The sequence below is a fragment of the Streptomyces sp. NPDC002057 genome, from assembly GCF_040296665.1.
Classification (GTDB): Bacteria; Actinomycetota; Actinomycetes; order Streptomycetales; family Streptomycetaceae; genus Streptomyces.
The window spans coordinates 143295-168182 of the sequence record NZ_JBEOXR010000006.1 but is presented as its reverse complement, the minus strand read 5'-3'; the positions used below and the strand labels follow the sequence as shown (position 1 = coordinate 168182).

At 73.2% G+C, this 24888-nt stretch carries 28 protein-coding genes and 1 riboswitch; of the genes, 12 read left to right on the top strand and 16 right to left on the bottom strand.

The window, feature by feature from the left end; all coding sequences use genetic code 11:
- Positions 1 to 21: 21 nt before the first annotated feature.
- The 8 genes from ABT129_RS07865 to bioB all read right to left on the bottom strand — a co-directional run bounded on the left by ABT129_RS07865 (position 22) and on the right by bioB (position 7675).
- Complete coding sequence (locus ABT129_RS07865) at positions 22 to 1041, bottom strand: hemolysin family protein (RefSeq protein ID WP_351897934.1); 1020 nt, start codon at positions 1039 to 1041, stop codon at positions 22 to 24.
- Entirely contained in the window at positions 1038 to 2381 is a 1344-nt protein-coding gene (locus ABT129_RS07860; protein WP_351897932.1) for a hemolysin family protein, read from the bottom strand. Before ABT129_RS07860 ends, ABT129_RS07865 begins: the two co-directional genes overlap by 4 nt.
- 286 nt (positions 2382 to 2667) lie before the next feature.
- Positions 2668 to 3093, bottom strand: a complete 426-nt coding sequence (locus ABT129_RS07855; RefSeq protein ID WP_351897930.1) for a GNAT family N-acetyltransferase — start codon at positions 3091 to 3093, stop codon at positions 2668 to 2670.
- A gap of 79 nt (positions 3094 to 3172) precedes the next feature.
- Positions 3173 to 3844: a class I SAM-dependent methyltransferase gene (locus tag ABT129_RS07850; protein WP_351897928.1), complete on the bottom strand. Its 672-nt coding sequence runs from the start codon at positions 3842 to 3844 to the stop codon at positions 3173 to 3175.
- An 11-nt stretch (positions 3845 to 3855) separates the two neighbouring features.
- Positions 3856 to 4200 carry a VOC family protein gene (locus ABT129_RS07845; RefSeq protein ID WP_351897925.1) on the bottom strand — a complete coding sequence of 115 codons (345 nt, stop codon included), beginning with the start codon at positions 4198 to 4200 and terminating at the stop codon, positions 3856 to 3858.
- Positions 4201 to 4353: 153 nt separating this feature from the next.
- Positions 4354 to 5106 (bottom strand): dethiobiotin synthase, encoded by a 753-nt coding sequence (bioD, locus tag ABT129_RS07840; protein WP_351897923.1) that lies wholly within the window; start codon positions 5104 to 5106, stop codon positions 4354 to 4356.
- 20 nt (positions 5107 to 5126) lie between these two features.
- Entirely contained in the window at positions 5127 to 6407 is a 1281-nt protein-coding gene (locus ABT129_RS07835) for an adenosylmethionine--8-amino-7-oxononanoate transaminase (RefSeq protein WP_351897920.1), read from the bottom strand.
- 5 nt (positions 6408 to 6412) lie between these two features.
- The gene (gene bioB, locus ABT129_RS07830; protein WP_351897918.1) at positions 6413 to 7675 is read right to left on the bottom strand and encodes a biotin synthase BioB; all 1263 of its coding nucleotides are present in this window, start codon (positions 7673 to 7675) and stop codon (positions 6413 to 6415) included.
- A 143-nt stretch (positions 7676 to 7818) separates the two neighbouring features.
- Here bioB and ABT129_RS07825 point away from each other — a divergent pair, with 143 nt between their 5' ends.
- Together ABT129_RS07825 and ABT129_RS07820 are read left to right on the top strand one after the other, a co-directional pair.
- Positions 7819 to 9006, top strand: coding sequence for an 8-amino-7-oxononanoate synthase (locus ABT129_RS07825; RefSeq protein WP_351897915.1), 1188 nt, complete (start codon positions 7819 to 7821; stop codon positions 9004 to 9006).
- Positions 9007 to 9287: 281 nt separating this feature from the next.
- Entirely contained in the window at positions 9288 to 9725 is a 438-nt protein-coding gene (locus tag ABT129_RS07820) for an ATP-binding protein (protein WP_351897912.1), read from the top strand.
- 67 nt (positions 9726 to 9792) lie between these two features.
- Here ABT129_RS07820 and ABT129_RS07815 read toward each other — a convergent pair whose 3' ends face one another.
- From ABT129_RS07815 to ABT129_RS07805, 3 genes are all read right to left on the bottom strand, one after another.
- Positions 9793 to 10269: a C40 family peptidase gene (locus tag ABT129_RS07815; protein WP_351897909.1), complete on the bottom strand. Its 477-nt coding sequence runs from the start codon at positions 10267 to 10269 to the stop codon at positions 9793 to 9795.
- Positions 10270 to 10272: 3 nt separating this feature from the next.
- Positions 10273 to 10403, bottom strand: a riboswitch (cyclic di-AMP (ydaO/yuaA leader).
- A gap of 390 nt (positions 10404 to 10793) precedes the next feature.
- Complete coding sequence (locus ABT129_RS07810) at positions 10794 to 11099, bottom strand: hypothetical protein (protein ID WP_351897906.1); 306 nt, start codon at positions 11097 to 11099, stop codon at positions 10794 to 10796.
- 7 nt (positions 11100 to 11106) lie between these two features.
- Positions 11107 to 11730 (bottom strand): ClpP family protease, encoded by a 624-nt coding sequence (locus tag ABT129_RS07805; protein ID WP_351897903.1) that lies wholly within the window; start codon positions 11728 to 11730, stop codon positions 11107 to 11109.
- A 65-nt stretch (positions 11731 to 11795) separates the two neighbouring features.
- Here ABT129_RS07805 and ABT129_RS07800 point away from each other — a divergent pair, with 65 nt between their 5' ends.
- Positions 11796 to 12074, top strand: a complete 279-nt coding sequence (locus ABT129_RS07800; protein ID WP_351897900.1) for a type II toxin-antitoxin system Phd/YefM family antitoxin — start codon at positions 11796 to 11798, stop codon at positions 12072 to 12074.
- A gap of 239 nt (positions 12075 to 12313) precedes the next feature.
- Here the strand turns inward: ABT129_RS07800 and ABT129_RS07795 are convergent, their stop codons facing one another.
- Complete coding sequence (locus ABT129_RS07795; RefSeq protein ID WP_351897897.1) at positions 12314 to 13324, bottom strand: ABC transporter permease; 1011 nt, start codon at positions 13322 to 13324, stop codon at positions 12314 to 12316.
- 102 nt (positions 13325 to 13426) lie between these two features.
- Between ABT129_RS07795 and ABT129_RS07790 the strand changes: the two genes are divergently transcribed.
- The 8 genes from ABT129_RS07790 (at position 13427) to ABT129_RS07755 (ending at position 20475) form a co-directional block, all read left to right on the top strand.
- Positions 13427 to 14047, top strand: coding sequence for a TetR/AcrR family transcriptional regulator (locus tag ABT129_RS07790; RefSeq protein ID WP_351897895.1), 621 nt, complete (start codon positions 13427 to 13429; stop codon positions 14045 to 14047).
- 163 nt (positions 14048 to 14210) lie between these two features.
- Entirely contained in the window at positions 14211 to 14513 is a 303-nt protein-coding gene (locus ABT129_RS07785) for an urease subunit gamma (RefSeq protein WP_351897893.1), read from the top strand.
- Positions 14514 to 14527: 14 nt separating this feature from the next.
- The gene (locus tag ABT129_RS07780; RefSeq protein WP_351897890.1) at positions 14528 to 14869 is read left to right on the top strand and encodes an urease subunit beta; all 342 of its coding nucleotides are present in this window, start codon (positions 14528 to 14530) and stop codon (positions 14867 to 14869) included.
- Positions 14862 to 16583, top strand: coding sequence for an urease subunit alpha (locus ABT129_RS07775; RefSeq protein WP_351897888.1), 1722 nt, complete (start codon positions 14862 to 14864; stop codon positions 16581 to 16583). Before ABT129_RS07780 ends, ABT129_RS07775 begins: the two co-directional genes overlap by 8 nt.
- A gap of 13 nt (positions 16584 to 16596) precedes the next feature.
- Positions 16597 to 17259 carry an urease accessory protein UreF gene (locus ABT129_RS07770; protein ID WP_351897885.1) on the top strand — a complete coding sequence of 221 codons (663 nt, stop codon included), beginning with the start codon at positions 16597 to 16599 and terminating at the stop codon, positions 17257 to 17259.
- A 36-nt stretch (positions 17260 to 17295) separates the two neighbouring features.
- A complete protein-coding gene (ureG, locus tag ABT129_RS07765) occupies positions 17296 to 17973 on the top strand; it encodes an urease accessory protein UreG (protein ID WP_351897883.1) in 678 nt (225 codons plus the stop codon).
- On the top strand, positions 17970 to 18713 hold the full coding sequence (locus tag ABT129_RS07760; protein ID WP_351898098.1) for an urease accessory protein UreD: 744 nt from the start codon (positions 17970 to 17972) through the stop codon (positions 18711 to 18713). Before ureG ends, ABT129_RS07760 begins: the two co-directional genes overlap by 4 nt.
- 181 nt (positions 18714 to 18894) lie before the next feature.
- The gene (locus ABT129_RS07755; RefSeq protein WP_351897881.1) at positions 18895 to 20475 is read left to right on the top strand and encodes an alpha/beta hydrolase; all 1581 of its coding nucleotides are present in this window, start codon (positions 18895 to 18897) and stop codon (positions 20473 to 20475) included.
- A 54-nt stretch (positions 20476 to 20529) separates the two neighbouring features.
- Here ABT129_RS07755 and ABT129_RS07750 read toward each other — a convergent pair whose 3' ends face one another.
- Complete coding sequence (locus tag ABT129_RS07750; protein ID WP_351897878.1) at positions 20530 to 21564, bottom strand: NAD-dependent epimerase/dehydratase family protein; 1035 nt, start codon at positions 21562 to 21564, stop codon at positions 20530 to 20532.
- A 64-nt stretch (positions 21565 to 21628) separates the two neighbouring features.
- Positions 21629 to 22354: a lysophospholipid acyltransferase family protein gene (locus tag ABT129_RS07745; protein WP_351898095.1), complete on the bottom strand. Its 726-nt coding sequence runs from the start codon at positions 22352 to 22354 to the stop codon at positions 21629 to 21631.
- 79 nt (positions 22355 to 22433) lie between these two features.
- Here ABT129_RS07745 and ABT129_RS07740 point away from each other — a divergent pair, with 79 nt between their 5' ends.
- Positions 22434 to 23483, top strand: a complete 1050-nt coding sequence (locus ABT129_RS07740) for a DUF3048 domain-containing protein (RefSeq protein ID WP_351897877.1) — start codon at positions 22434 to 22436, stop codon at positions 23481 to 23483.
- 30 nt (positions 23484 to 23513) lie between these two features.
- Here ABT129_RS07740 and ABT129_RS07735 read toward each other — a convergent pair whose 3' ends face one another.
- Both ABT129_RS07735 and ABT129_RS07730 read right to left on the bottom strand, forming a co-directional pair.
- Complete coding sequence (locus ABT129_RS07735; protein ID WP_351898107.1) at positions 23514 to 23726, bottom strand: hypothetical protein; 213 nt, start codon at positions 23724 to 23726, stop codon at positions 23514 to 23516.
- 161 nt (positions 23727 to 23887) lie between these two features.
- The gene (locus tag ABT129_RS07730; RefSeq protein WP_351897874.1) at positions 23888 to 24838 is read right to left on the bottom strand and encodes a cytochrome c oxidase assembly protein; all 951 of its coding nucleotides are present in this window, start codon (positions 24836 to 24838) and stop codon (positions 23888 to 23890) included.
- Between the last annotated feature and the right edge of the window lie 50 nt (positions 24839 to 24888).

Here is a 24888-nt window from a genome sequence, read left to right as displayed (position 1 = left end):
CTCCTGTTCCGTGCGCGGTCGCTACGGCGCCGCCGGGCGCCCCACCAGTTCCCGCAGCACGTCCTCCATCGTCACGAGCCCGCTCGGCCTGTCGTCCTCGTCGAGGACCGCCGCCAGATGCGTCCGGCTGCGGCGCATCGCCGTCAGGACGTCGTCCAGCGGGGCGGCCGCCCGGACCCGGGCGATCGGCCGCAGCGACGACACCGGGAACGGCAGATCGCGCGGGAAGACGTCCAGGGCGTCCTTGACGTGCAGGTAGCCCAGGATCCGCCGCTCCTCGTCGACCACCGGGAAACGCGAGTAACCGGTCCGCGCCGCCAGCGCCTCCAGCTCCTCGGGAGTGGTGCCGACCTGCGCGTACACCACCTTCTCCACCGGCATGACGACATCCCGTACGGGACGCCGGCCCAGTTCCAGGGCGTCGTGCAGCCGCTCGGCGGCCCGGTCGTCCAGGAGGCCGGCGTCGCCGGCGTCGGTGACCATGCGGGCCAGCTCGTCGTCCGAGAAGGTCGCCGCGACCTCGTCCTTGACCTCCACCCGCAACAGCTTGAGCAGGGTGTTGGCGAAGGCGTTGATCGTGAAGATCACCGGCCGCAGCGTCCGCGCGATCGTCACCAGGGGCGGACCGAGCAGCAGCGCGGTGCGCGTCGGCTCGGCGAGTGCGATGTTCTTCGGCACCATCTCGCCGAGGAGCATGTGCAGGTACGTGGCGACGGACAGCGCGATCACGAACGAGATCGGGTGGACCAGGCCGTGCGGCACGCCCACCGCGTCGAAGACCGGCTCCAGGAGGTGCGCGATCGCGGGCTCGGCGACGATGCCGAGCACCAGGGTGCAGAGCGTGATGCCGAGCTGGGCCGCGGCGAGGAGCGCGGAGACGTGCTCCAGACCCCATATGACGCTGCGCGCCCGGCGGTCGCCGGACTCGGCCAGCGGCTCGATCTGGCTCCGGCGGACCGAGATCAGGGCGAACTCGGCGCCGACGAAGAAGGCGTTCACGACCAGGGTGAGGAAACCGATCAGCAACTGGACGGCGATCATCGGCCGGCCTCCCCGGTCTCGTGCTCCGCGTGCTGGGCGACGGGGGCGTGCATCAGCACGCGCGCGGCGCGGCGGCCCGAGGCGTCCACGACGTCCAGGCGCCAGCCGGCCGGCTCCACGCTGTCGCCGACGGCCGGGATGCGGCCCAGCTCGTGGGCGACGAACCCGGCCAGCGTCTCGTACGGTCCGTCCGGCACGCGCAGGCCGATCGCCTCCACCTGGTCGGTACGGGCCGCGCCGTCTGCGGACCAGAGCTCACGCCCGTCCGCGTCCTCGCCCGCCCGCGCCAGGTCCGGCGTCTCGTGCGGGTCGTGCTCGTCGCGCACCTCGCCGACGACCTCCTCGACGATGTCCTCCAGGGTCGCGACCCCGGCCGTACCGCCGTACTCGTCGATGACGACGGCCATCGTCTGCTTCCCGGACAGCCGGTCCAGGAGCCGGTCCACGGTCAGCGTCTCGGGGACGAGCAGCGGCTCGCGCATCAGATCGGCGATCCGTCGTTGGGGCCGCTCCTGGGCCGGTATGGCCAGGACGTCCTTGATGTGGGCGATGCCGACGACCGCGTCGAGGCTGCCCCGGTAGACGGGGAAGCGGGACAGGCCGGTCGCCCGGGTCGCGTTGGCGACGTCCTCGGCCGTGGCCTGCACCTCCAGGGCCGTGACCTGCACGCGGGGCGTCATCACGTTCTCCGCGGTCAGCTCGGCCAGGTTGAGGGTACGGACGAACAGCTCGGCCGTGTCCGCCTCCAGGGCGCCCTCCTTGGCGGAGTGCCGGGCGAGCGCCACCAGTTCCTGCGGGGAGCGCGCGGAGGCGAGCTCCTCGGTCGGCTCCATGCCGAGGCGGCGCAGGATCCGGTTGGCGGTGTTGTTGAGGTGGCTGATCAGCGGCTTGAAGGCGGCGGTGAACACCCGCTGCGGGGTGGCGACCACCTTCGCGACCGCGAGGGGCGAGGAGATCGCCCAGTTCTTGGGGACCAGCTCGCCGACCACCATCAGGACGACGGTCGACAGGGCGGTGCCGAGGACGAGGGCCACCGACGAGGCGACCGAGGAGGAGATGCCGAGGTCCTCCAGGGGGCCCCGGATCAGCTTGGCGATCGACGGCTCGGAGAGCATGCCGACGACCAGGTTGGTGACGGTGATGCCGAGCTGCGCGCCGGAGAGCTGGAAGGTCAGCGACCTGACCGCCTTGAGCGCTCCCGCCGCGCCGCGCTCGCCTCGGTCCGCGGCGGCTTCGAGCTCGCCGCGCTCGACCGTGGTCAGCGAGAACTCGGCCGCGACGAAGGCGCCGCACGCCACGGCGAGGAGGAGCGCCAGGAGGAGCAGAAGCACTTCGGTCATCGGTTCACCTCCGTCCCATGATCAGTCAGGGAGAAGAGGATCGCTCGCTTGGAACCAGTGCTACTGGGAGGCTCGCCCATGGGCGGACGCTCACACCTTTCGGTCGTCGGAATGGAGAACCATGGTAAAGGATGGGCAAAGCGGGGTGTTGCTCGGCCCCGGAGGTGCTCTGCCCCGAGGCGGGTGATCGCCCCGGGACGGTCGGACCCCGCGGTGGGGGAACCCCGGGACGGTCGGACCCGGCGCCGGGGAGCACCCCGAGACCGTTGTACCCGGTGATGGGGGATCAATCCGTGAGCGGCTTCACCCACCGGCGCCAGCGCTCCTCGCGCTCGTACCCGGCGGCCGTCCACAGCCGCCGCCCGCTCTCGTTCGCCTCCAGGACCATCGCGTCCGCCCGCCGCCCGCCGAGGGCGGCGAACCGTTCCTCGGCCGCCCGCAGGAGCGCGGTCGAGATGCCCCGGCGCCGGTACGAGGGGAGGACCGCGAGCCGGTAGAGGCAGGCGCGCCAGCCGTCCCAGCCCGCGATCACGGACCCCACGATCAGACCGTCGGCGACGGCGAGCAGGAGCGCCTCGGGGTCACGTGTGATGAGCCGGGTCACCCCGTGCACGTCGTCCGAGACGGACGTCCCCTGGGCGGACTCCTTCCAGAAGGCCAGAACGGCCTCGGCCTCGTCGGGGGAGGCGGCGCGTATCCGTAGCTCGGTCATGGCCGGAATCCCATCACGAGGGACCGAGCCGGTGCCATGGAGTTCCAGGTGCCGGAACGGACGCCCCGCCCGCCGCGGGCTACCGCCGCGCCACACCCAGCACACACGGGGAGGACGGCAGCCGGGGCCCCTTCTCGGGGATGTCGAAGGAGCGGTACGGGCCGAGGGTGAACCCGGCCGCCTCGATCGCCGCGAGCGGCGCGCGGGAGGTGTGGCAGCCGCCGAAGAGCAACGGCCACACCGTCCGGTCGAGACCCCGCTGCACGCGCGCGAGACCGGGGGTCCGCGCCAGGCCGTGCTCGAAGAACCGCAGCTCGCCGCCGGGGCGCAGCACGCGGTGCAGCTCGGCGAGGGCCTGCGACGGGTTCCGTACCGTACAGAGCACGAGCGAGGCCACCGCCGCGTCGAAGGAGGCGTCCTCCAGCGGCAGCGCCTCGGCCGTGTCCGGCAGCACGGCCACCGGCACGGGAGCTCCCGGGGCGGCCTCCCGGGCGAGCCGGCGCAGCCGGGCCTCGGGTTCGAGGGCGACCACCTCGGTGACCCCGGCCGGGTAGTGCGAGAAGTTCAGACCGTTCCCGGCCCCGATCTCCAGCACCCGGCCGGAGAGCCCGGCGAGCAGCTCCTCGCGCAGCTCGCCGAGACCGCCTCTGGTGTCGGCGGACACGCTGAACCGGGCGTAGAAGCGGGCGAACAGCGGATGGTGGACACGGGGCGAGGAGGGCTCCGGCCGTCCCGGGCGCGAAGGTGTCATCGTGCTCCACCTCACCCCGTCACGAAGCAGAACTCGTTGCCCTCCGGGTCCCGCATGACCTGGAAGGAGCCCTGCTCGTCGGTCACCACGTCACCGACCCGGGCCGCGCCCGAACCGACCGCCTCCACGGCGGCCGCGTCCGGATCGGCCACAGCCAGATCGAGGTGGACCCGGTTCTTCACCGTCTTGCCCTCCGGCACCCGCTGGAAGGCGATACGGACGAACTCCGGCGGGTCGACGTACGACCAGTCACCGCTCCGGTCGACCGGCGTACCCCCGAGGAGCCCGGCCCAGAAGCGGACGAGTGCGGCCGGATCGGCACAGTCGAGGACGATCTCCTGAACGTGAGCGCGCATGCCCCCAGCCTACGGAGTCGCCGCCCCCGAAGTCCGCTCGACGGACCCGTCCGTGGCCGCGTCCGTGAGAGCCGCGGCCCGGTCCGTGCCCCCGTCCGGAAGGGGCGAGCCCCTGTCCGCGACGGGCGCGGCCCACTCCGTGACGGGCCCGGCCTACTCCGTGACGCCGGCCGCGGCAGGCGCGACGTACCGCTCCGCGTACCGCTCCTCGAACGCCTCCGCGTCCCAGTCGCCGCCCAGGGCCGGGCCCAGCCAGCCGCCCGCCGCCGCCCGGAACTCCGCCGGGTCCAGCGCCCCCGACCCCTCCGGTACGGCCCCGAGGAGCGGCGCGCCCGCCGCCTCCGGCAGGTCCGCCAGGTTGCAGCGCATCGCCAGGTCCGGCGCGTCCGGCCAGCTGCCGACCACCACACCGAGCTGCTCGATCCCGCGCGCCCGCAGCGCCTCCGCCGTCAGGGTCGTCGAGTTGAGCGTCCCCAGACCGGCCGGGACGACCACCAGGACCGGCGCGCCGAGCAGCGCCGCCGCGTCCGCGAGCGTGCCGCCCTCCTCGTCGAAGCGGACGAGCAGCCCGCCCGCTCCCTCCACGAGGACCAGGTCGTACGCGGCGGCCAGCTTCCTGGCCGCCTCGGCGACCTCGCCGGGGCCGACCGGGGCGAGCCCGGCCCGCCGGGCCGCCGTGCCCGGGGCCAGCGGCTCCGGGAATCGGCCGAGTTCGGCGGAGCCCGCCGCGCCCGAGAGCCGGACGACCTCGTCCGCGTCCCCGCGCTCCTCGGGGCCGACACCCGTCTGCGCCGGCTTCAGCACGGCGACCGACCGGCCCGCGGCCGTGGCCACGGCGGCCACCGCCGCGGTCACGACCGTCTTGCCGATCTCCGTGCCCGTACCGCTGACGACGATGATTCCCACTGCTGTCCTCGCTCTTCCGGTCAGCCCGCGGCCGCCGCCGCGCGTACCGCGGCGCAGATCCGGGCCAGGTCCTCGTCGCCCGTCACGTACGGCGGCATCGTGTAGATGAGGTCGCGGAACGGGCGTACCCACACGCCCTCCCGGACGGCGGCCCGTGTCGCCGCCGCCATGTCGACCGGGTGGTCGAGCTGGACGACACCGATCGCGCCGAGCACCCGCACCTCGCGGACGCCGGGCAGTTCGGCGGCGGGGGCGAGACCCTCCCGCAGTCCCGCCTCGATCCGCTTGACCTCGACCTGCCAGTCCTGCGAGAGCAGCAGGTCGATCGAGGCGCAGGCCACCGCCGACGCCAGCGGGTTGCCCATGAAGGTCGGCCCGTGCGCGAGCACCGGGACCTCGCCCCGCGAGATCCCGTCGGCGACCCGGCTCGTGCAGAGCGTCGCCGCCATCGACAGGTAGCCGCCCGTCAGCGCCTTGCCCAGGCACATCACATCGGGGGAGACGCCCGCCTGGTCGGCGGCGAACAGCGTGCCCGTACGGCCGAATCCGGTGGCGATCTCGTCGAACACGAGCAGCACGTCGTGCGCGTCGCAGGCCTCGCGCAGCACCCGCAGGTACTCCGGGGCGTGGAAGCGCATGCCGCCCGCGCCCTGCACCACCGGCTCCACGATCACCGCGGCCAGTTCGTGCGCGTGCTCCGCGATCGAGCTCCGCAGCAGCTCCGCGTAGGACTCCTCGTACGTGGCCGGCGGGGCGTCCACGAAGACCTGCGGCTGGAGCACCCCCGCCCACAGCTCGTGCATCCCGCCGTCCGGGTCGCACACCGACATCGGCTGCCAGGTGTCTCCGTGGTACCCGCCGCGCCAGGTGAACATCCGCTGCTTCCCGGGGCGGCCGAGCGAGCGCCAGTACTGCAGGCACATCTTGACCGCGACCTCGACGGAGACGGAGCCCGAGTCGCTCAGGAAGACGTGTCGGAGCGGCTCGGGGGTGATCTCGACGAGCCGGGCGGCGAGCCGCACGGCGGGCTCGTGGGTGAGCCCGCCGAACATGACGTGGCTCATCCGGCCCAGCTGATCGCGGACCGCCTCGTTGAGCACCGGGTGGTTGTAGCCGTGGACCGCCGACCACCAGGAGGACATGCCGTCGATCAACTCACCCTGTCCCTCGGAGGGTTCGGCGAGCCGGAGCCGTACACCGGAGGCGGACTCCACGACCAGCGGGTCCGTACGGCCCGGCATGGGGCCGTACGGGTGCCAGACGTGGGCCCGGTCCAGGGCGATGAGTTCGTCGGTGCGCACGGCCGTCACGCGTTGGGGGCCAGGTCCGTACCGGCGCCCCGGCGTCGCACCGCGACCAGGTCCGTACGCGCCTGGTTCGGTCCGGCTTCGGCCTCCGGGGCCTCGGCCGGCGCGGGCACCGCGTGACCGCCGCAGGGACCGCAGCCCCCGCCGGCCTCCGCGTGCGAACCGCAGCCCGCGCCCTCGTCCGACCCGTGCGAGCCGCAGCCCGCCGTCGCACCGGAGCCGCAGCCGCCCGTCGCACCGGCCGCGGCGAGCGCGTCCGCGCGGTGCTTCGGCAGCGTGGTCGTGCCCGCGCCCTCCACCTCGAAGCCCGCGTCCGCGATCATGTCCAGGTCGGCCTGACCGGCCTGGCCCTCGCTGGTCAGGTAGTCGCCGAGGAAGATCGAGTTCGCGATGTTCAGCGCCAGCGGCTGCATCGACCGCAGGTGCACCTCGCGGCCGCCGGCGATCCGGACCTCGACGTCGGGGCAGACGAACCGCACCATCGCCAGGATCCGCAGGCAGCGCTGCGGGGTGAGGTTCCACTCCTTGGCGAGCGGCGTCCCCTCGAAGGGGATGAGGAAGTTGACCGGCACCGAGTCGGAGTCCAGCTCGCGCAGCGCGTAGACGACGTCGACGAGGTCCTCGTCCGTCTCGCCCATGCCCGCGATCAGGCCCGAGCAGGCCGACAGACCGGCGGCGTGCGCCTTCTGCACGGTGTCCACCCGGTCGGCGTACGTGTGGGTCTTGGTGATCCCCTCGTACGTCGCCTCGGACGTGTTCAGGTTGTGGTTGTACGCGTCGGCGCCGGCGTCCCGCAGCCGCTCCGCCTGGCCGTCCGAGAGCAGCCCCAGGCAGGCACAGACCTCGACGCCCTCGTTCTGCTCCTTGATGGCCTCGATGGTCCTGCCGACCCGCTCGACGTCCCGGTCCGTCGGACCGCGGCCGCTCGCCACCAGACAGACCCGCTTGGCCCCGCCCGCGACACCCGCCGCGGCGGCCTGGGAGGCCTCGTCCGGCTTCAGCCAGGTGTACTTGAGGATCTCGGCCTTGGAGCCGAGCCGCTGCGAGCAGTACGAGCAGTCCTCGGGGCACAGCCCCGACTTCAGGTTCACCAGGTAGTTGAGCTTCACCCGGCGCCCGAACCACTGACGGCGCACCTTGCCGGCCGCCGCCACCACATCGAGCAGTTCGTCGTCGGACGTCGCCAGGACGGCGAGCGCTTCTTCGCGGGTCGGCAGCTCGCGCCGCAGCCCCTTCTCCACGAGCGTGTTCAGCAGGTCCATAACCGCTGATCCTTGCCTACCACGCACCCCCGGGCCAAGGAGGATCCGAACAAACGCCTCCGATGGAGGTGTGTGGATGACCACATCCCGACCTCGGCATCATCCGGTTAGGGTCTGTGCGCTGCCTACAAAAGGATCGCCGCATGCCACAGGCCGACGACGTGCGGGCCGCGGGCCCGCGCCGTACCGCGTTCGACTGGACCGACGCCGAGGCACGCCGCCGGGCCGACGCCGGTCTCGTCCGCACGCTGCGCCCCCGGGCCGCCGAGTCCGAGCTCCTCGACCTGGCGAGCAACGACTACCTCGGCCTCACCCGCCGCACGGAGGTCACCGAGGCGGCGGCCGAGGCGGCCAGGCGCTGGGGCGCCGGCTCCACCGGCTCCCGGCTCGTCACCGGCACCACCCGGCTGCACACCCGCCTGGAGCGGGAACTCGCCGAGTTCTGCGGTTTCGAGGCGGCCCTCGTCTTCTCCTCCGGCTACACCGCCAACCTGGCGGCGCTCACCGCGCTCGGCGGCCGGGACTCCCTCGTCGTCTCCGACGCCTCCAACCACGCCTCCATCGTCGACGGCTGCCGCCTCGCGCGCGCCGAGACCGCCGTGGTGCCGCACACCGACCCCGAGGCCGTGCGCAAGACCCTCGACGCGCACCCCGGACGGCGGGCCCTCGTCGTCAGCGACTCCGTCTTCTCCGTCGACGGCGACAAGGCCCCGCTGCCCGAGCTCGCCGCCGCCTGCCGCGCGCACGGCGCCGGACTCGTCGTCGACGACGCCCACGGCCTCGGCGTCCTCGGCGACGGGGGCCGGGGCGCCCTCCACGAGGCCGGGCTCGCGGGCGACGAGGACGTCGTCGCCACCCTGACCCTCTCCAAGTCCCTGGGCAGCCAGGGCGGCGCCGTCCTCGGCCCCGCCCGGGTGATCGAGCACCTGGTGAACGCGGCCCGCACCTTCATCTTCGACACCGGCCTCGCGCCGGCCGCCGCGGGCGGCGCGCTCGCGAGCCTGCGCCTGCTCGTGGCCGAGCCGGGCCTCGCCGGGCGGGCCCGGACCGTCGCGACCACGCTCCACCGGCTGCTCACGGAGGCGGGCCTCACCGCCGCCCGCCCCGACGCGGCCGTCGTCTCGGTGCGCGCCCCCTCCCCGGAGGCGGCCCTGCGCTGGGCGGCGGACTGCAGGGAGCAGGGTCTGGTGGTCGGCTGCTTCCGGCCGCCGTCCGTCCCCGACGGCATCTCGCGGCTGCGTCTGACGGCGCGTGCCGACCTGACGGACGCGCAGATCGAGCACGCGGTGGAGACGATCCTGCGCACCGCGCCCGCCGCCCGGCGGGGATGACGGGAACGGGGCGGTCACTGACCGCCCCGCACGTCCGCCCGCGCGGCCCCCTGTGCGGCCGCCCGCACGGCCACCCCTGCGCGCACGCCCCGCGGGCCCGCCCGCTCCCTCGATCGTCCCGTGCGGCCCAAGAGCGTTCCCGGGCAGCAGAGTTCACCGCTTCGAGCGACAGATAGGGACATATCTTGGTGGAACGCCGCCCGGCGCGGCACGATCGGTGGCACTCTGACGCGAAGCGCAATCCGGGGCAGCCGCCCCGGCGGGAAAGGGACAGCGTCGCCATGGCAGATCACCAGGAAGCATCCGTCACGCTGCCGAGCGACCCCGCCTCGGTCCCCACGGCCCGGCGGTTCGTCGCGGAGGTCCTGGCCGGCTGGGGCCTCGACGACGCCGCGGACCTCGCGGACTCGATCCGCCTGGTGGTCTCCGAACTGGCCACCAATGCCGTGCTCCACACCCTCGGCCAGTCGCCCACGTTCACGGTCGAGGTCCGTCTGGAGCGCGAGGAGCGGCTCCACATCGGCGTCACCGACAGCCACCCCCGCAGGCCGCGACGCCTTCCGGCGGCGGTCCAGCAGGACAACGGCCGGGGCATGGTCATCATCCGTGTCCTGGCGGCGGAGGCCGGTGGCCGCCTCTCCGTCACGCCGACCGAGGACGGCGGCAAGACGGTCTGGATCACGGTCCCGTGGTGCGCGGCCCCGGTCCCCAGCTGTTAGCCGGGGGACGCGTGAGGGGGTGCGGCGGTGCCACCGCACCCCTCACGAACGGACCGCTACCGCCTGATCAGCGGACGCGGCCGTAGTAGACCTTCGACGACCAGATCTTGTCGAGCTTCACCCAGGATCCCCTCTTGGGCGAGTGCCAGATCTTCCCGCTGCCGGCGTAGATGCCCACGTGGTAGACGCTTCCACCGGAGTGGAAGAAGACCAGGTCCCCCTTCTGCCTGCTGGAGGCGGAGATGTGCCGGGTCTTGTTGTACTGCTGCTGCGCGGTGCGGGGCAGCGACTTGCCCGCCTTCTTGTACGCGTAGAGCGTCAGACCGGAGCAGTCGAACCTGGAGGGTCCGGTGCTCCCGTACCGGTACGGAGCTCCCTTCTTTGCCGCGGCGACGCTCAGTGCCTTGTTCGCGTGTGTGGTCGCTGCCTGGGCCTCCGATGCCGCACCGGGTGCGAACAGCGTGCCGCCGACGGCGGCGAGGGTGAGAGCCGAGACGGCTCCGGCCCGGGACAGCAGGGACGGGACATGCATCTGCGCAGTCATGCGCAACCCTTCGTCAGCCGCCTGCGAAGGATGACCTGTCGGGTTCGGGCTGGCGAAGATGCCCGGCCGCTGACGCGGCTTCACCCCAAGGAACGGACCCGCCGCCGAAACAGCGCGTTCGTCCCGTAAAAATCGGGTCCTCCACTCCTGCCGATCCACTCCTGTCGACCAGACGTCCGGGACAGCGGCAGGACTCGGCGTCCGCCCGGACCGCCCCGCCGCGGTGGCGGGGGCTTGTCGTCGACAGGGATCTTGACCCACACCAGGGTCGAAATCCGAGCTGAAACGGCGATATGTGAGGCTCCTCACGACTGATCCATTCAGGTGGACAGACAGCCTTTGTGATCTTCGGAGGTTTGGCCGACGAGCCCCGCACCAGCGATGGAACGCCCGATTCCGCTAGATGTGTACACCTGTTGCGCAACTCACCCCGCACATATGTCGACTCGTCGACTACGCCGAACGGGGGAGCGATTCTGCGGTGCGCGTCGGCCGTCCGGACCTGGACACGACGCGCCGGAATGTCAACTCGCCCGGGCTCGCGGGACGGTGACGCGGCCACTTCTGCGCTCGCCGTCGAGCACCCGCAGGGCGCGCGCGAGCGTGTCCGCGTGCACCTCGCTCTCGCCCCGCTCATGCATGAGCGTCAGGGCCTCGCGCAGTGCCTCGGCACGCCCCACCAGGGCCTGGGCCGCGCGCAGGGCGCCATAGGTATGCGCACCCCTGGATGGATTGATCTTCCCAAGGAGGTCGACCACTTCGAGGTAGGCGTCGACGAGTTCACCCTCGGCCCGGGTCAGGGCGGGCAGCGGCGGCAGCTCGGGGACCACGGCACGCTCACCGCGCCGGGCCGTCGGCGGCCGTGCCGCGGCCGGCGATCACATGGTCCACCAGGCCGTACGCGCGGGCCGCCGGCGCGTCCAGGACCGTGAGGCGGTCGAGGTCGGCGTCGATCCGGTCCCGGTCCCGGCCCGTGTCCTCGGCGAGCAGCCGGGCCACCAGCGAGCGGAGCCGGAGCAGTTCGCGCGCCCGGAGGTCGAGGTCGCTGGGCTGTCCCCGGAGCGGCTCGTCCATGGACGGCTGCTGGAGGGTGACGCGGGCGCCGGGCAGCATCATGCGCTTGCCGGGGGTGCCGGCGGCGAGCAGGACGGCGGCGGTGGACGCGGCCTGGCCCAGGCAGGTGGTCCCCACGTCGCAGTGGAGCGAGCGCATCGTGTCGTAGATCGCGGTCATCGCGTCGACGGAGCCGCCGGGGGAGTTGAGGTAGAGCGCGATGTCCTGGTCCGGTGCCGCGTGGTCCAGGTAGAGGAGTTGGGCGATGACGTCGTTGGCCGACGTCTCGTCGACCGGGGTGCCGAGGAAGACGATCCGGGATTCGAGGAGCTTCGAGTAGGGGTCGAGGGTCCGGCTTCCGTAGCTGGTCCGCTCGGTGAACTCGGGCAGGACGTAGCGAGCGTCCATGGCGGGTACCTCCATCTGTCATCTGTAAAAAATGTACAGGACGTACAGCCCGTAAGATGGGGAGCATGACCTACGAGATCCCGGTGACGCAAGCGCGGGCTGAGCTCGCCGACCTCATCAACCGCGTCGTGTACGGCGGTGAGCGCGTCGTCGTCACCCGCCACGGGAAACCGCTGGTCGCCCTGGTCTCCGCCGCTGACCTGGAAGAACTCGAAGCGGCGGAGAAGCCCGCCGACGAGCAGGTGATCAGCTCGGTCTCCGGACTCCATCCGCTCGACTCCGCCACGGGCGAACAGCGCCGTTTCGGCATCGCCGCCCACCACCGCGACCCCGGCGCCTCCTAGGACCCCGCGGAACGCGAGCGTCCCCGGCGACTCCCGGGCCCTCCGGAACCTCGGCGCCCCCGTCGCCTCCCGGACTTCGCGGAACCCGAGCGCCCCGGAAACGGAAGAGCCGCGTGCCCCCGTCCGCTACAGCGGGGGGCACGCGGCCGTCTTCTGTGCCGGGTGGTCCGTCCTTCCGCCCGGGGGTCCTGCCTCCCGGTCGGGTCCGTCCGTCGTTCCCGGGCGGTCCGGCGTCGGGCTCAGCCCACCGGGGCCGGAACCTTGACCGGGGCCGGCTCGGTCGTCGGCTCCGTGCGAAGCCGGCGACCGCCGAGCAGGATCGCGGTGAGACCCGCCGCCGCCCAGAGGCCGAGGACGAGGAGCGGCCCGCCCGCCGCCGCGCCGTCGAACGAGGAGACGGAGCGGAGGGCCGAGCCGCCGGCGCCCGGCGGCAGCCACCCGCCGATGGCGCCCACCGCGCGGGGCAGCAGCTCCGGCGCGCTCGACACCCCCGAGAACGGGTTGCCGATCAGGATCATCAGGACCGCCCCGAGCCCGAGGCCCGGCCTGCCGACGAGCGCGGCGAGCCCCGCGAACGTCGACCCGATCGCCAGGACGGTCAGGCCCAGGACTCCCGCCTCGGCCCACCAGTTCCCTTCGAGCGCGCCCAGCCAGGTGTGGGCGAAGGTCGCGGCGACGAGCCCCGCGAGCGCCGCGGCGCCGGTGAGCGCGGCGGCCGCGCGGGCTCCGCGCAGTCCGAGGAGGGTGGTGATCACGCCCGCCGCGGCCCCCGCCATGGCGAGCGGCAGCAGGCTGGAGGCGAGCACGGCTCCGCGGGGGTCGCCCGCCGGGGCGGCGACCACATCCGTGACCCGGACCGTCGTGCCCGCGGGTGCCTGGGCGGTCACGGCCTCACGCAGCAGTCCGGCCACCACGGGGCTCGCCGCCGAGGCGGTCAGGAGCTCCGTGCCGCCCGGGGTCACGACCACCGCTCCGTATACATCGCGGTCCGCTATCGCGGCGCGGGCCGCGGTGGCGTCCGCGTAGCGGTGGACCTCGAAGGCCCCCTCGTGGCGGGTGAGTCCCCGTTCCACGGCGGCGACCGCCGTGGCGGGGCCCGCGACGCCGATCGGCAGGTCGCGGGGGGCGGTCCGGGCGGCGGGCCAGGCGAAGGCCCAGAGGGCGAGGGTCACGACGACCGGGATCAGCGCCATCACCGCGATGGTTCGGCGCCCGGACCCTCCGGCGGGGGCGGTGGTGGTGGCGGACATGGGGCCTCGATTCAAAGAGAAGGATCGTTCGTTTTTCTGAATCCCACTCTCCTTCGGGCCCCGGAAGTTGTCAAGAATGAACATTCGTTTTAGGTTCGTCCCATGGCTCGTGTCTCCCAGGAACACCTCGACGCCCGACGGCGCCAGATCCTCGACGGCGCGGCGCGCTGCTTCGCCCGCAACGGCTTCCACGCCACGTCGATGCAGGACGTCCTGACCGAGGTGGGCCTCTCGGCCGGCGCGGTCTACCGCTACTTCGGCGGCAAGGACGAGCTCATCGGCGCCATCGCCGCCGAGGCCTTCGCCGGCATCCGGGGCGCCTTCGAGGAGGCGTCCAGGGCCACCCCGCCGCCCACCCCCGACGTCCTCCTCGGCGCGGTGCTCCGGCTCTTCCTGGAGGAGCGGATCGCGGGCGCCGACCGGCAGGCCTTCGCGCGGCTGATCGTCCAGGTGTGGACCGAGACCCTGCGGAACGAGGAGCTGGCGAAGACCCTCGCCGAGGGCTACCACGGGATGCGGGCCGCCTGGACGGACCTCGTCACGGCCTACCGCGCGAGCGGTCTGCTGCGCGCGGACGTCCCCGCCGACCACGTGGCCCGCACCCTGATCGCGGTCGCGCAGGGCTTCATCGCCCAGCAGGCCCTCTTCGGCGACGTCGCCGTGGACGTCCTGGAGGACGGGCTCCGCGGTCTGATGTCCATGTCCGTCGACCCGGTCGGATGATCATGTAAACGCAAAGCCGTAGTTAACGAGCCGGAAAAACTTCCGCCCTAACGTGCAATGTCTGGCCGCGCGCCGCTTCTCCACCGCTCAGCAGAGTGTTGACGGTCGGTAAGGTCCGCAGCTGTCCGGGTGCCGTCCCGGTCGACGACTGTGAGGTGGAAGAGTGCAACTGAGCCCGCACGAACAGGAACGCCTGCTCATCCATGTGGCGGCGGACGTCGCCGAGAAGCGCCGGGCCCGGGGTCTGAGGCTCAACCACCCCGAGGCCGTCGCCCTCCTCACCTCCCACATCCTCGAAGGCGCCCGCGACGGCCGGACCGTCGCCGAACTGATGGCCTCCGGGCGCAAGGTGCTCACCCGCGACGAGGTCATGGACGGCATCCCCGAGATGATCCACGACGTCCAGGTCGAGGCCACCTTCCCGGACGGCACCAAGCTCGTCACCGTCCACGAGCCCATCCACTGAGCGGGCCGCCGCCGATGATCCCCGGAGAGATCCTGTACGCGGACGGCCCCGTCGCCCTCAACGAGGGGCGGCCCGTCACGCGCCTGACCGTGCTCAACGCCGCCGACCGGCCCGTCCAGGTCGGATCCCACTACCACTTCGCCGAGGTCAACCCCGGCCTGGAGTTCGACCGCGCCGCCGCCCACGGGCTGCGGCTGCACATCGCGGCCGGCACCGCCGTCCGCTTCGAACCCGGCATCCCCGTCGAGGTCGAACTCGTCCCGCTCGCCGGCCGCCGCGTCGTCCCCGGCCTGCGCGGCGAGACGTCGGGCCCGCTGGACGGGTCCCCGGACGTGAACGGAGACCCCCGTGCCTGAGCTGCACCGCGCCGTCTACGCCGACCTGTTCGGCCCCACCACCGGAGACCGCGTCCGGCTCGCCGACACCGACCTCCTCGTCGAGATCGAGGAGGACCGCAGCGGCGGCCCCGGCCGCGCCGGCGACGAGGCCGTCTTCGGCGGCGGCAAGGTCATCCGCGAGTCCATGGGCCAGGCCCGCACCACCCGCGCCGAGGGTGCCCCCGACACGGTGATCACCGGCGCCGTGATCATCGACCACTGGGGGATCGTCAAGGCCGACATCGGCATCCGGGACGGCCGCATCACCGCCCTCGGCAAGGCCGGGAACCCCGACACCATGGACGGCGTCCACCCGGCCCTCGTGATCGGCCCCGAGACCGAGATCATCGTGGGCAACGGCCGGATCGTCACCGCCGGAGCCGTCGACGCCCACGTCCACTTCATCTCGCCCACCGTCGTCGAGCAGGCCCTCGCCACCGGCGTCACCACCCTCGTCGGAGGAGGTACGGGGCCGGCCGAGGGCACCAAGGCCACCACGGTCACCCCCGGCCCCTGGCACACGGCCCGGATGTTCGAGGCCCTGGACACCTTCCCCGTCAACATCGGCCTGCTCGGCAAGGGCAACACGATGTCCCGGGAGGCCATGCACTCCCAACTGCGCGGCGGAGCCCTCGGATTCAAGATCCATGAGGACTGGGGCGCCACCCCGGCCGTCATCGACGCCTGCCTGGGCGTGTGCGAGGAGACCGGCGCCCAGCTCGCCATCCACACGGACACCCTGAACGAGGCGGGCTTCGTCGGCGACACCCTCGCGGCCATCGCCGGACGCACGGTCCACGCGTACCACACGGAGGGCGCCGGAGGCGGGCACGCCCCCGACATCATCACGGTGGTCTCGGAGCCGTACATCCTGCCCAGCTCCACCAACCCGACCCGGCCGCACACCGTCAACACCATCGAGGAACACCTCGACATGCTGATGGTCTGCCACCACCTCAACCCGGCCGTCCCCGAGGACCTCGCCTTCGCCGAGTCCCGCATCCGGCCCTCCACCATCGCCGCCGAGGACGTCCTCCACGACCTGGGCGCGATCTCGATCATCTCCTCCGACTCCCAGGCCATGGGCCGGATCGGCGAGGTGATCATGCGCACCTGGCAGACCGCCCACGTCATGAAGAAGAGACGCGGCGCCCTGCCCGGGGACGGCCGCGCCGACAACCACCGCGCGCGCCGCTACGTCGCCAAGTACACGATCAACCCGGCCGTCGCCCAGGGCATGGACCACCTCATCGGCTCCGTCGAACCGGGGAAGCTCGCGGACCTGGTCCTCTGGGAGCCCGCCTTCTTCGGGGTCAAGCCGCTCACCGTCCTCAAGGGCGGCCAGATCGCGTACGCGCAGATGGGCGACGCCAACGCCTCCATCCCCACCCCCCAACCCGTCCTTCCCCGGCCGATGTTCGGCGCGCTCGGCAGGGCGGCGGCGGCCGGATCGGTCAACTTCGTCGCGCGGGCGGCGATCGAGGACGACCTGCCGACGAGACTCGGTCTGCACAAGGAGTTCGCCGCCATCGGCTCCACCCGGCGCGTCACCAAGGCCGACATGCGGGAGAACGACGCCCTGCCCCGGGTCGAGGTCGACGCCGACACCTTCACGGTGACCATCGACGGCGAGGCGGTCGAACCCGCCCCGGCCGCCGAACTGCCCATGGCCCAGCGCTACTTCCTCTTCTGACGGCGCCGCCCCGATGACACGCTCCGCACTCCTCGTGCTCGCCGACGGGCGCTTCCCCGCCGGCGGGCACGCCCACTCCGGCGGCGCCGAGGCCGCCGTCCGGGCCGGCCGCGTCAAGGACGCCGCCGGACTCGAGTCCTTCTGCCGGGGCCGGCTGCACACCACCGGCCTCACCTCCGCCGCGCTCGCCGCCGGAGCCGCCTGCGGACTCGACCCGGACGATCTCGACGCGGCCGCAGACGCCCGCACGCCCTCACCCGCCCTGCGCGCCGCCGCCCGCAGGCTCGGCCGCCAGATGATGCGGGCGGCCCGCTCCACCTGGCCGGACCCCCGGCTCGACGCGCTCGCCGCCCGGTTCCCGCGCGGCGCCCACCAGCCCGTCGTGCTCGGCACCACCGCCCTCGCCGCCGGCCTCGGCCCCGAGGACGCCGCGTACTGCGTCGCGTACGAGACGGTCGGCGGCCCCGCCACCGCCGTCGTGCGGCTCCTCGGCCTCGACCCCTACCGCGCCACCGCCGTCCTCGCCCGCCTCGCACCGGAGATGGACCAGGTGGCCGAGCGTGCGGCGGCGGCGGCCCGGCAGGGCATCGACGCCCTGCCCGCGGCCTCCGCACCACTCCTCGACCTCACGGCCGAGCAGCACGCGGCCTGGCCGGTCCGCCTCTTCGCCTCCTGACCCCCCTTCCGCCCCACGAACCACGGGAGCCACTCCATGCACCTCGGACACGAGCACGACCACCACGGCGCCGTCTCCGCCGACGCCCACCGCCCCGACGGGACCCGCCGCGCGCTCCGCATCGGGCTCGGCGGACCGGTCGGCTCCGGCAAGACCGCCACCGTCGCCGCCCTCTGCCGGGTCCTGCGCGACACGCTCTCCCTCGCCGTCGTCACCAACGACATCTACACCCGCGAGGACGCCGAGTTCCTGCTCCGCAACGCCGTCCTGCCGCCCGAGCGCATCCAGGCCGTGGAGACCGGCGCCTGCCCGCACACCGCCATCCGCGACGACATCTCCGCCAACCTCGAAGCCGTCGAGGAACTGGAGGACGCGGTGGGCCCGCTCGACCTCATCCTCGTCGAGTCCGGCGGCGACAACCTCACCGCCACCTTCTCCAAGGGGCTCGTCGACGCCCAGATCTTCGTCATCGACGTGGCCGGCGGCGACGACATCCCCCGCAAGGGCGGCCCCGGCGTCACCACCGCCGACCTCCTCGTCGTCAACAAGACCGACCTCGCCCCCTACGTGGGCTCTGACCTGGAGCGGATGGCCCGCGACGCCAAGGAGCAGCGCGGCGAACTGCCCGTCGCCTTCACCTCCCTGCGCGCCGAGAACGGCGTCGGCCCGGTCGCCGACTGGGTCAGGGCCCAGCTCGGGGCATGGACCGCGTGAGCCTGCGCGCCACTGCCCGGATCACCGCCGACGCCGACGGCGGGCTGCCCCTCCTGGTGAGCGACGGGCCGCTCGCCCTGCGCCGCACCAGGGCCGCGGGACCGTACACCCGGGTCACCGTCGTCGGGGCGATGAGCGCCCCGCTCGGCGGTGACCGGCTCGCGATCGAGACGGAGGTACGGGACGGGGCCCGGCTCCTGGTCGACTCGGCCGCAGCCACCCTCGCCCTGCCGGGCAGGAGCGCCGAGCCCGCCGCGTACGACGTCCGGATCACCGTCGGCGAGGAGGGCGTGCTGCGCTGGCTGCCCGAACAGCTGGTCTCCGTGCACGGCTCGGACCTGCGGATGCGTACGGTCGTCGAACTCGCCGCCACGGCGCGGCTTGTCCTCCGCGAGGAGCAGATCCTCGGCCGGCACGGCGAACCGCCCGGCACCCTCGCCACCCGCCTCACCGTCCGCCGGGCCGGGCGCCCCCTCCTCGACCAGGAGCTGGCCTTCGGGCCGGGCGCCCCCGGCGGCTGGGACGGCGGCGCGGTCCTCGGCGGGCACCGGGCCACCGGTCAACTCCTCGTCGTCGAACCGGCGTTCGCCGAGAAGCCGGTGGAGACGCGGCTGCTCGGCGAGCACGCCGCCCTCACCCCGCTCGCGGGACCGGCGGCCCTCGTCACCGTGGTCGCCCCGGACGCGCTCACGGTGCGACGGCTGCTCGACACGGCCCTCGCCGAACTCGCCCCGTTCTGAGACGGGACCCGCACCGCTCCACGAGGTCACCGCTCAGCGGTACACCGTTCACCGGTTATTGGTTCGGCAAAGAAACACGTGTACGCCCTTTCGTCGGAAGCCGCCGTGACGGAAGGATCTCCCGGACAGCCAACACACGGCGCCGCCACGGGGGGTGGCGCCCCCACAGGGGGTAGGACACGTGAGACGTACGGCAGTGCTCGGCTCGGCCGGCACTCTGATAGCGGGCACGCTCGTCGCGGGCGCGCTCGCGGCCCCGGCGGCGAACGCCGACAGCGCCCGTCACCTGCGCGACGCCGAGTCGATCGGCGTCACCGTCGCCGCGGCGCGGGCCGCGCGGGCGGGCATCGACTGGAAGGACTGTCCGGCCGACTGGGGCCTGGAGAAGCCGATCCAGTGCGGCTGGGTCACCGTCCCCGTCGACTACGCGAAGCCCCACGGCAAGAAGATCAAGATCGCCGTCGACCGGATCGGCTCCACCGGCACCCCCGCCGAGCGCCAGGGCGCGCTCCTCTACAACCCGGGCGGCCCCGGCGGCTCCGGCCTGCGCTTCCCGCGCCGGGTCACCACCGGCAACGCGATCTGGGCGAGCGCCGCCAAGGCCTACGACTTCGTGGGCTTCGACCCGCGCGGCGTCGGCAGGTCCGCCCCCATCTCCTGCGTCGACCCGACCGAGTTCGTCAAGGGCCCCAAGCCCGACCCGGTCCCCGACAGCGAGGCCGACAAGCGCGCGCAGCGCAAGCTCGCCGCCGAGTACGCCAAGGGCTGCGCCGAGAAGAGCGGCGACGTCCTGCCGTACATCAACACCCTCAACACCGCGCGTGACCTGGACGTCGTCCGCGCCGCCCTCGGCGAGAAGAAGCTCAACTTCGTCGGCGTCTCCTACGGCACCTACCTCGGCGCGGTCTACGGCACCCTCTTCCCGACCCACGTCCGCCGCATGGTCCTCGACAGCGTCGTCAACCCGTCGACGCGCAAGATCTGGTACGAGGTCAACCTCGACCAGGACATCGCCTTCGAGGGACGCCTCAAGGACTGGATGACCTGGGTCGCCGAGCACGACGCCACCTACCACCTCGGCGACACCTACGCGGAGGTCCGCCAGCAGTGGACGACCCTGCGCGCCGACGCCAAGAAGGCACCCCTCGGCGGCAAGGTCGGCCCTGCCGAGCTCGTCGGCTTCTTCCAGAACGCCCCCTACTACGACTCCATGTGGGCCCCGGTGGCCGAGGCCTGGAGCGCGTACGCCGCCGGTGACCCGCAGCCGCTGATCGACTCGGCCGCCGCCGACCCCACCGACACGGCCGGCAACGCCGCCTCGGAGAACGGCAACGCCGTCTACACCGCCGTCGAGTGCGCCGACGCCCCCTGGCCCACCAGCTGGAAGACGTGGGACCGGGACAACAGCCGGCTCCACCAGCGGTACCCCTTCATGACCTGGGCCAACGCGTGGATGAACCTCCCCTGCGCCACCTGGTCCACCCCGCGCCAGCGTCCGACCGAGGTGAAGACCGGCAAGGGCCTGCCGCCGGTGCTCATCACCCAGGCCGAGCGCGACGCCGCCACCCCGTACGCCGGAGCCGTCGAACTGCACAAGCGGTTCAAGGGCTCGCGCCTGATCACGGAGAAGGACGCCGGTTCGCACGGCATCACCAACCTGGTCAACCCCTGCCTCAACACCAAGGTCGAGGCCTACCTGCTGACCGGGAAGCTGGACGCCAGGGACCAGACCTGCGCCCCGCACGCCACGCCGCAGCCGTAACGGCGCCGGCGGCCCGGTGAGGGGAGGGGCGACCGCCCCTCCCCTCACCGGACGTCACACCCGTGACGCCAGCCAGGCGTCCTCCGCCGCGTAGTCGAAGAAGTCCACCCCGTACTTCGCGAGCCCCGGGAAGGACTCCCGCCACTCCCGTCCCGCCGCCCGCTCGCCCAGCCAGGCGACCGTCTCCGGCAGCGACTCCGCGTACGAGACCACCGGCCGGTACCCCAACTCCCGCTCCGCCGCCGTCATGTCGTAGACGACGGGACGCGCCGCCGTCCACGGGGTGAGTCCCACGGTGCCCTCGGGCGCCCCGTCGAGCAGCACCGTCTCGCTCTCCACGCCCAGGACCGCGTCGATCGCCGCCCCGATCTCCGCCACGGTCGGCGCCTCCGGGTCGCCCCCGTTCAGCACCCGGCTGCCCGGGTTCGCCGCCGCGAGCCGGACCAGCTCCGCGAGGTTGTCCACGTGCACGGGATGGAAGCGTGAGGCGCCGCCGTACGAGAGGAGGCGCACCGGCCGCCCGTCGAGGGCCCGCTTCACGAACCACAGCTCGCGCGGTCCCGGGCTGTACGGCCCGTGGATCGCGCCCGCGCGCAGCACGGTCGTCGGCAGCGCGTCGCCTGCCGCGAGCAACTCCCGCTCCAGCGCGACCTTCCGCGTGCCGTACGTGCCGTCGCCGGGCGCGACCGTCCGCCACTCCTCCGGAATCGGCACCGGGTAGGCGGGGAAGCCGTCCGGCCGGTCCTGCGTGTCGAAGCTGCGCCCCCGCTCGTCCTCGTAGACGGCGCCGCTCGACACCACCACCGCCGAACCGATCCGGGAGGCGAGCCCGGTCAGCTGCCTGCCGTGCCCGCGGTCGTACGCGACGATGTCGACGAGCACGTCGTACCCGTCGCCCAGCCCCGCCGCGAGCGCGCCCTCCTCGGTCCGGTCGAGCGCCACCGACCGGACCCCGTCCGGCCACCTCCCGTCCCTGCCGCCGCCCCGCGAGGCGGCCGTCACCTCCCAGCCGTCCGCGACGAGGGCCCTCACGGCCGCCCGCCCCACCTGTCCCGACGCACCCAGCACGAACGCGTTTCCCTTGGTCATGGGCGCGACGCTACGGCGCTCCCGCCCCGTGTCCCAGGGGATTGCGCCGTACGCGGATCCGCCCTCAGCGTTCCCGTCGGGGGAACTTCCGCTCGGGTGCCCCGTCCCCGCCCTCCGCCTCCGCGGCCTTCACATCGGCCGCGTAGTCGTCCACGTACTCCTGCCCGGAGAGCCGCAGGATCTCGTACATGATCTCGTCCGTCACCGCGCGGACCACCGTCCGCTCGCCCGCCGACCCCGCGAACCGGGAGAAGTCCAGCGGCGCCCCGAACCGGATGGTGACCCGGCGGATCCTCGGCACCACCTTCCCGGGCGGCTGGATCTCGAAGGTCCCCACCATCGCGCAGGGCACCACCGGCACCCCGGCCGTCAGGGCCATCACCGCCACCCCCACCTTCCCCTTGTAGAGCCGGCCGTCGTGCGACCGCGTCCCCTCCGGGTAGATGCCGAGCAGCTCGCCCTTCGACAGCACCCCGAGCCCCTCGCGGATCGCCGCCTTCCCGGCCTCCTTGCCCGAGCGGTCGACCGGGATCTGCCCGGCGGCCCGGAAGAACGCGGCCGTCAGCCGGCCCTTGATCCCGGGGCCGGTGAAGTACTCCTGCTTCGCGAGGAACGTGATCCGCCGGTCGAGCACGACCGGCATCAGGAAGTGGTCGGAGAAGGAGAGGTGATTGCCCGCGACGATCGCCGCGCCCTCCTCCGGGATGTGCTCCAGACCCTCGATCCGCGGCCGGAACAGCAGCTTCAGGAGCGGTCCGAGCAGTACGTACTTCATCAGGTGGTAGAACACCCGCGGCCCCCGTTCGTCGTCCGTCAAGCCCGTTGTATCCGTGCGCGGGCCCGTGGTCCACTGGTGGGGGAGCGTCATCATGACCGGCGAGCGCGGAGTCAGGCGTCCCGGCCGCGTCCTCACCGCGCTGTTGTGCGCGCTGACGGCGGCCGGGTTGTACGGCTGCTCCGACCCGGGCCGGCCGGAACCGGCCCCGACGCCGACTCCCGCACCCGCCACCCCGAGCGTTCCCGTTCCCACCACCCCTCTGCCCACGACGCCCGCGCCCACTCCTCCCGCGCGCTCGCCCTTCACCGGGCTGCCCGCCCGCCCCGCGCCGGTCCTCGCCGTCAAGATCGACAACGTGGGGCCCGCCCGGCCGCACACCGGCCTCGGCGCCGCCGACCTGATCTACGTCGAACAGGTCGAGGCCGGCCAGACCCGGCTCCTCGCCGTCTACTCCTCCCGGCTGCCGGATCGCGTCGGACCCGTCCGCAGCGCCCGCGAGTCCGACATCGAGCTGCTCACCCAGTTCGGCGACCCGGCGCTCGCCTACTCCGGCTCCCAGACCGCCCTGAAACCGCTGCTCAGGGCGGCGCCCCTGCACGCCCTGCCGCAGGAGGACGCCCCCAGGGCCTTCGTCCGCAGCGCCGCCCGCGCAGCGCCCCACAACCTGTACCTGCTCCCCGGACGGGCCCTCGCGGCGGCCCCGGGCACCGGACCCGCCCAGGACATCGGCTTCCGCTTCGGGCCCGCCCCCGAGGGCGGCGTCCCGGTCCGTGAGCGCACGGTCCGCTACCCCGCCGCCCGGTACGCCTTCACCTGGTCCGCCCCGGACAAGGCCTGGCGGGTCGCCATGGACGGACGGCCCGCCCGCACCACCGACGCCGGGCCGCTGAAGCCCGCGACCGTCGTGATCCAGTACGTCGACATCCGCTCCTCGCGCTTCCGCGACTTCCTCGGCAGCGTCTCGCCGTACACCGAGAGCGTCGGCAGCGGCACCGCGGTCGTCCTGCGCGACGGGCGCGCCCACGAGGCGCGCTGGTCCCGGCCGGCCGCGAAGGAGGGCACCGCGTTCACGACCCCGGGCGGAGCGCCGCTGGCCTTCGCGCCGGGGCAGGTCTGGGTGGTGCTGGCGCCACGGCCCTAGGGCCGTGGCGCCGGCGGGTCCGTGCGGGGCTCAGGGGCGCGCGGCGCCCGGGCCCGTCGGTGGGCGGCGGCGCGGGCCGGCGGGGGCGGCGCTGTCCGAGGCGGCCATGCCGATCGTCACCACCCCGAGCACGATCCAGCCGAACCAGAGCCAGCCGCTGCTGCCGAGCGCCACCGTGTACGCCGTCGTCATCACCAGCGCGGCGAAGGTGAGCACCGCCATCGTCTTCGTGGGACCGGACATCAGTCCGCCCTCCTCCCGACCGACCTCGCGGAAGCCGTCCAGCCCATCGTGACCCCCCGAGGGGGGCGCGCGCTACTCCCAGGACACTCCGGCGTGCGCCGGAACGCGAACCGGGCCCCGCGCCGTGATCGGCGCGGGGCCCGGAAGGGGCGCGTGGAGCGTCACCTGCTCCCGGTGCGGAGCGAGGCCAGGTACGCGTTGTACGCCTCCAGCTCCTTGTCGCCGTCCCGGTCGGCGGCCCGGTCCATGCGGACCGCCTGCCGCTGCTCGGAGTGGTACCACTGGTAGACCAGCGCGATCAGCACCAGCACGGACGGGATCTCGCTGAACGCCCAGGCGATGCCGCCCGCCGCGTTCTGATCGGTGAGCGCGTCGATCCCCAGCGACGCCGGCGGGTTCGCGTACGTCTGCACCATCGGCTCCGACGCCATCATCAGGGCGATGCCGAAGAAGGCGTGGAACGGCATGCCCGCGAACAGCTCCAGCATCCGCATCACGTACCCCGGCCGGTGCGGGCCCGGGTCCACCCCCATGATCGGCCAGAAGAAGACGACGCCCACCATCAGGAAGTGGACCATCATCCCGATGTGGCCGGGCTTCGAACCCATCAGGAAGTCGAAGAGCGGCGTGAAGTAGAGCGCGTACAGGCTCGCGATGAACATCGGGATCGTGAAGCCGGGGTGCGTGATCACCTTCATGTACCGGCTGTGCAGCAGCTTCAGGAGCAGCTCGCGCGGCCCGGTCGAGCCCCGGCCCGCCACCGGCAGCGCCCGCAGCGCCAGCGTGATCGGCGCGCCGAGCAGCAGCAGGATCGGCGACAGCATGGAGATCACCATGTGCTGCACCATGTGCACGCTGAACATGACCATGCCGTAGTCGTTGAGCTTGGTGCACATGACGAGCGCGATGGTCAGCACGCCGACCGTGAAGAACACCGTCCGGCTCACCGGCCACGCGTCGCCGCGCCGCCGCAGCCGCGCCACGCCCCAGCCGTAGAGACCGAGCGCCGTGAGGCAGCCGATCAGGAAGAAGAGGTCGGGAGAGAACTCCAGACCCCGCCCCAGCGTGAACGGCGGCAGATCCGTGGTCATGCCGTGCCCGCTGTGATCCATCGTGTGCACTCCTGGAGCCCGATTCGCGCTTGTTGTCCGCACCAGACTAG

Excerpts from the sequence above, each read along its gene's own strand:
- ABT129_RS07850 (WP_351897928.1), bottom strand. The coding sequence starts at position 3,844 with ATGACACCTTCGCGCCCGGGACGGCCGGAGCCCTCCTCGCCCCGTGTC.
- ABT129_RS07815 (WP_351897909.1), bottom strand. The coding sequence starts at position 10,269 with ATGACTGCGCAGATGCATGTCCCGTCCCTGCTGTCCCGGGCCGGAGCC.
- ABT129_RS07855 (WP_351897930.1), bottom strand. The coding sequence starts at position 3,093 with ATGACCGAGCTACGGATACGCGCCGCCTCCCCCGACGAGGCCGAGGCC.
- ABT129_RS07790 (WP_351897895.1), top strand. The coding sequence starts at position 13,427 with ATGGCTCGTGTCTCCCAGGAACACCTCGACGCCCGACGGCGCCAGATC.
- ABT129_RS07820 (WP_351897912.1), top strand. The coding sequence starts at position 9,288 with ATGGCAGATCACCAGGAAGCATCCGTCACGCTGCCGAGCGACCCCGCC.
- ABT129_RS07750 (WP_351897878.1), bottom strand. The coding sequence starts at position 21,564 with ATGACCAAGGGAAACGCGTTCGTGCTGGGTGCGTCGGGACAGGTGGGG.
- ABT129_RS07860 (WP_351897932.1), bottom strand. The coding sequence starts at position 2,381 with ATGACCGAAGTGCTTCTGCTCCTCCTGGCGCTCCTCCTCGCCGTGGCG.
- ABT129_RS07735 (WP_351898107.1), bottom strand. The coding sequence starts at position 23,726 with ATGTCCGGTCCCACGAAGACGATGGCGGTGCTCACCTTCGCCGCGCTG.
- ureG (WP_351897883.1), top strand. The coding sequence starts at position 17,296 with ATGCACCTCGGACACGAGCACGACCACCACGGCGCCGTCTCCGCCGAC.
- ABT129_RS07845 (WP_351897925.1), bottom strand. The coding sequence starts at position 4,200 with ATGCGCGCTCACGTTCAGGAGATCGTCCTCGACTGTGCCGATCCGGCC.
- ABT129_RS07865 (WP_351897934.1), bottom strand. The coding sequence starts at position 1,041 with ATGATCGCCGTCCAGTTGCTGATCGGTTTCCTCACCCTGGTCGTGAAC.
- ABT129_RS07770 (WP_351897885.1), top strand. The coding sequence starts at position 16,597 with ATGACACGCTCCGCACTCCTCGTGCTCGCCGACGGGCGCTTCCCCGCC.
- ABT129_RS07795 (WP_351897897.1), bottom strand. The coding sequence starts at position 13,324 with ATGTCCGCCACCACCACCGCCCCCGCCGGAGGGTCCGGGCGCCGAACC.
- bioB (WP_351897918.1), bottom strand. The coding sequence starts at position 7,675 with ATGGACCTGCTGAACACGCTCGTGGAGAAGGGGCTGCGGCGCGAGCTG.
- ABT129_RS07780 (WP_351897890.1), top strand. The coding sequence starts at position 14,528 with ATGATCCCCGGAGAGATCCTGTACGCGGACGGCCCCGTCGCCCTCAAC.
- ABT129_RS07825 (WP_351897915.1), top strand. The coding sequence starts at position 7,819 with ATGCCACAGGCCGACGACGTGCGGGCCGCGGGCCCGCGCCGTACCGCG.
- ABT129_RS07800 (WP_351897900.1), top strand. The coding sequence starts at position 11,796 with ATGACCTACGAGATCCCGGTGACGCAAGCGCGGGCTGAGCTCGCCGAC.
- ABT129_RS07730 (WP_351897874.1), bottom strand. The coding sequence starts at position 24,838 with ATGGATCACAGCGGGCACGGCATGACCACGGATCTGCCGCCGTTCACG.
- ABT129_RS07805 (WP_351897903.1), bottom strand. The coding sequence starts at position 11,730 with ATGGACGCTCGCTACGTCCTGCCCGAGTTCACCGAGCGGACCAGCTAC.
- ABT129_RS07740 (WP_351897877.1), top strand. The coding sequence starts at position 22,434 with ATGACCGGCGAGCGCGGAGTCAGGCGTCCCGGCCGCGTCCTCACCGCG.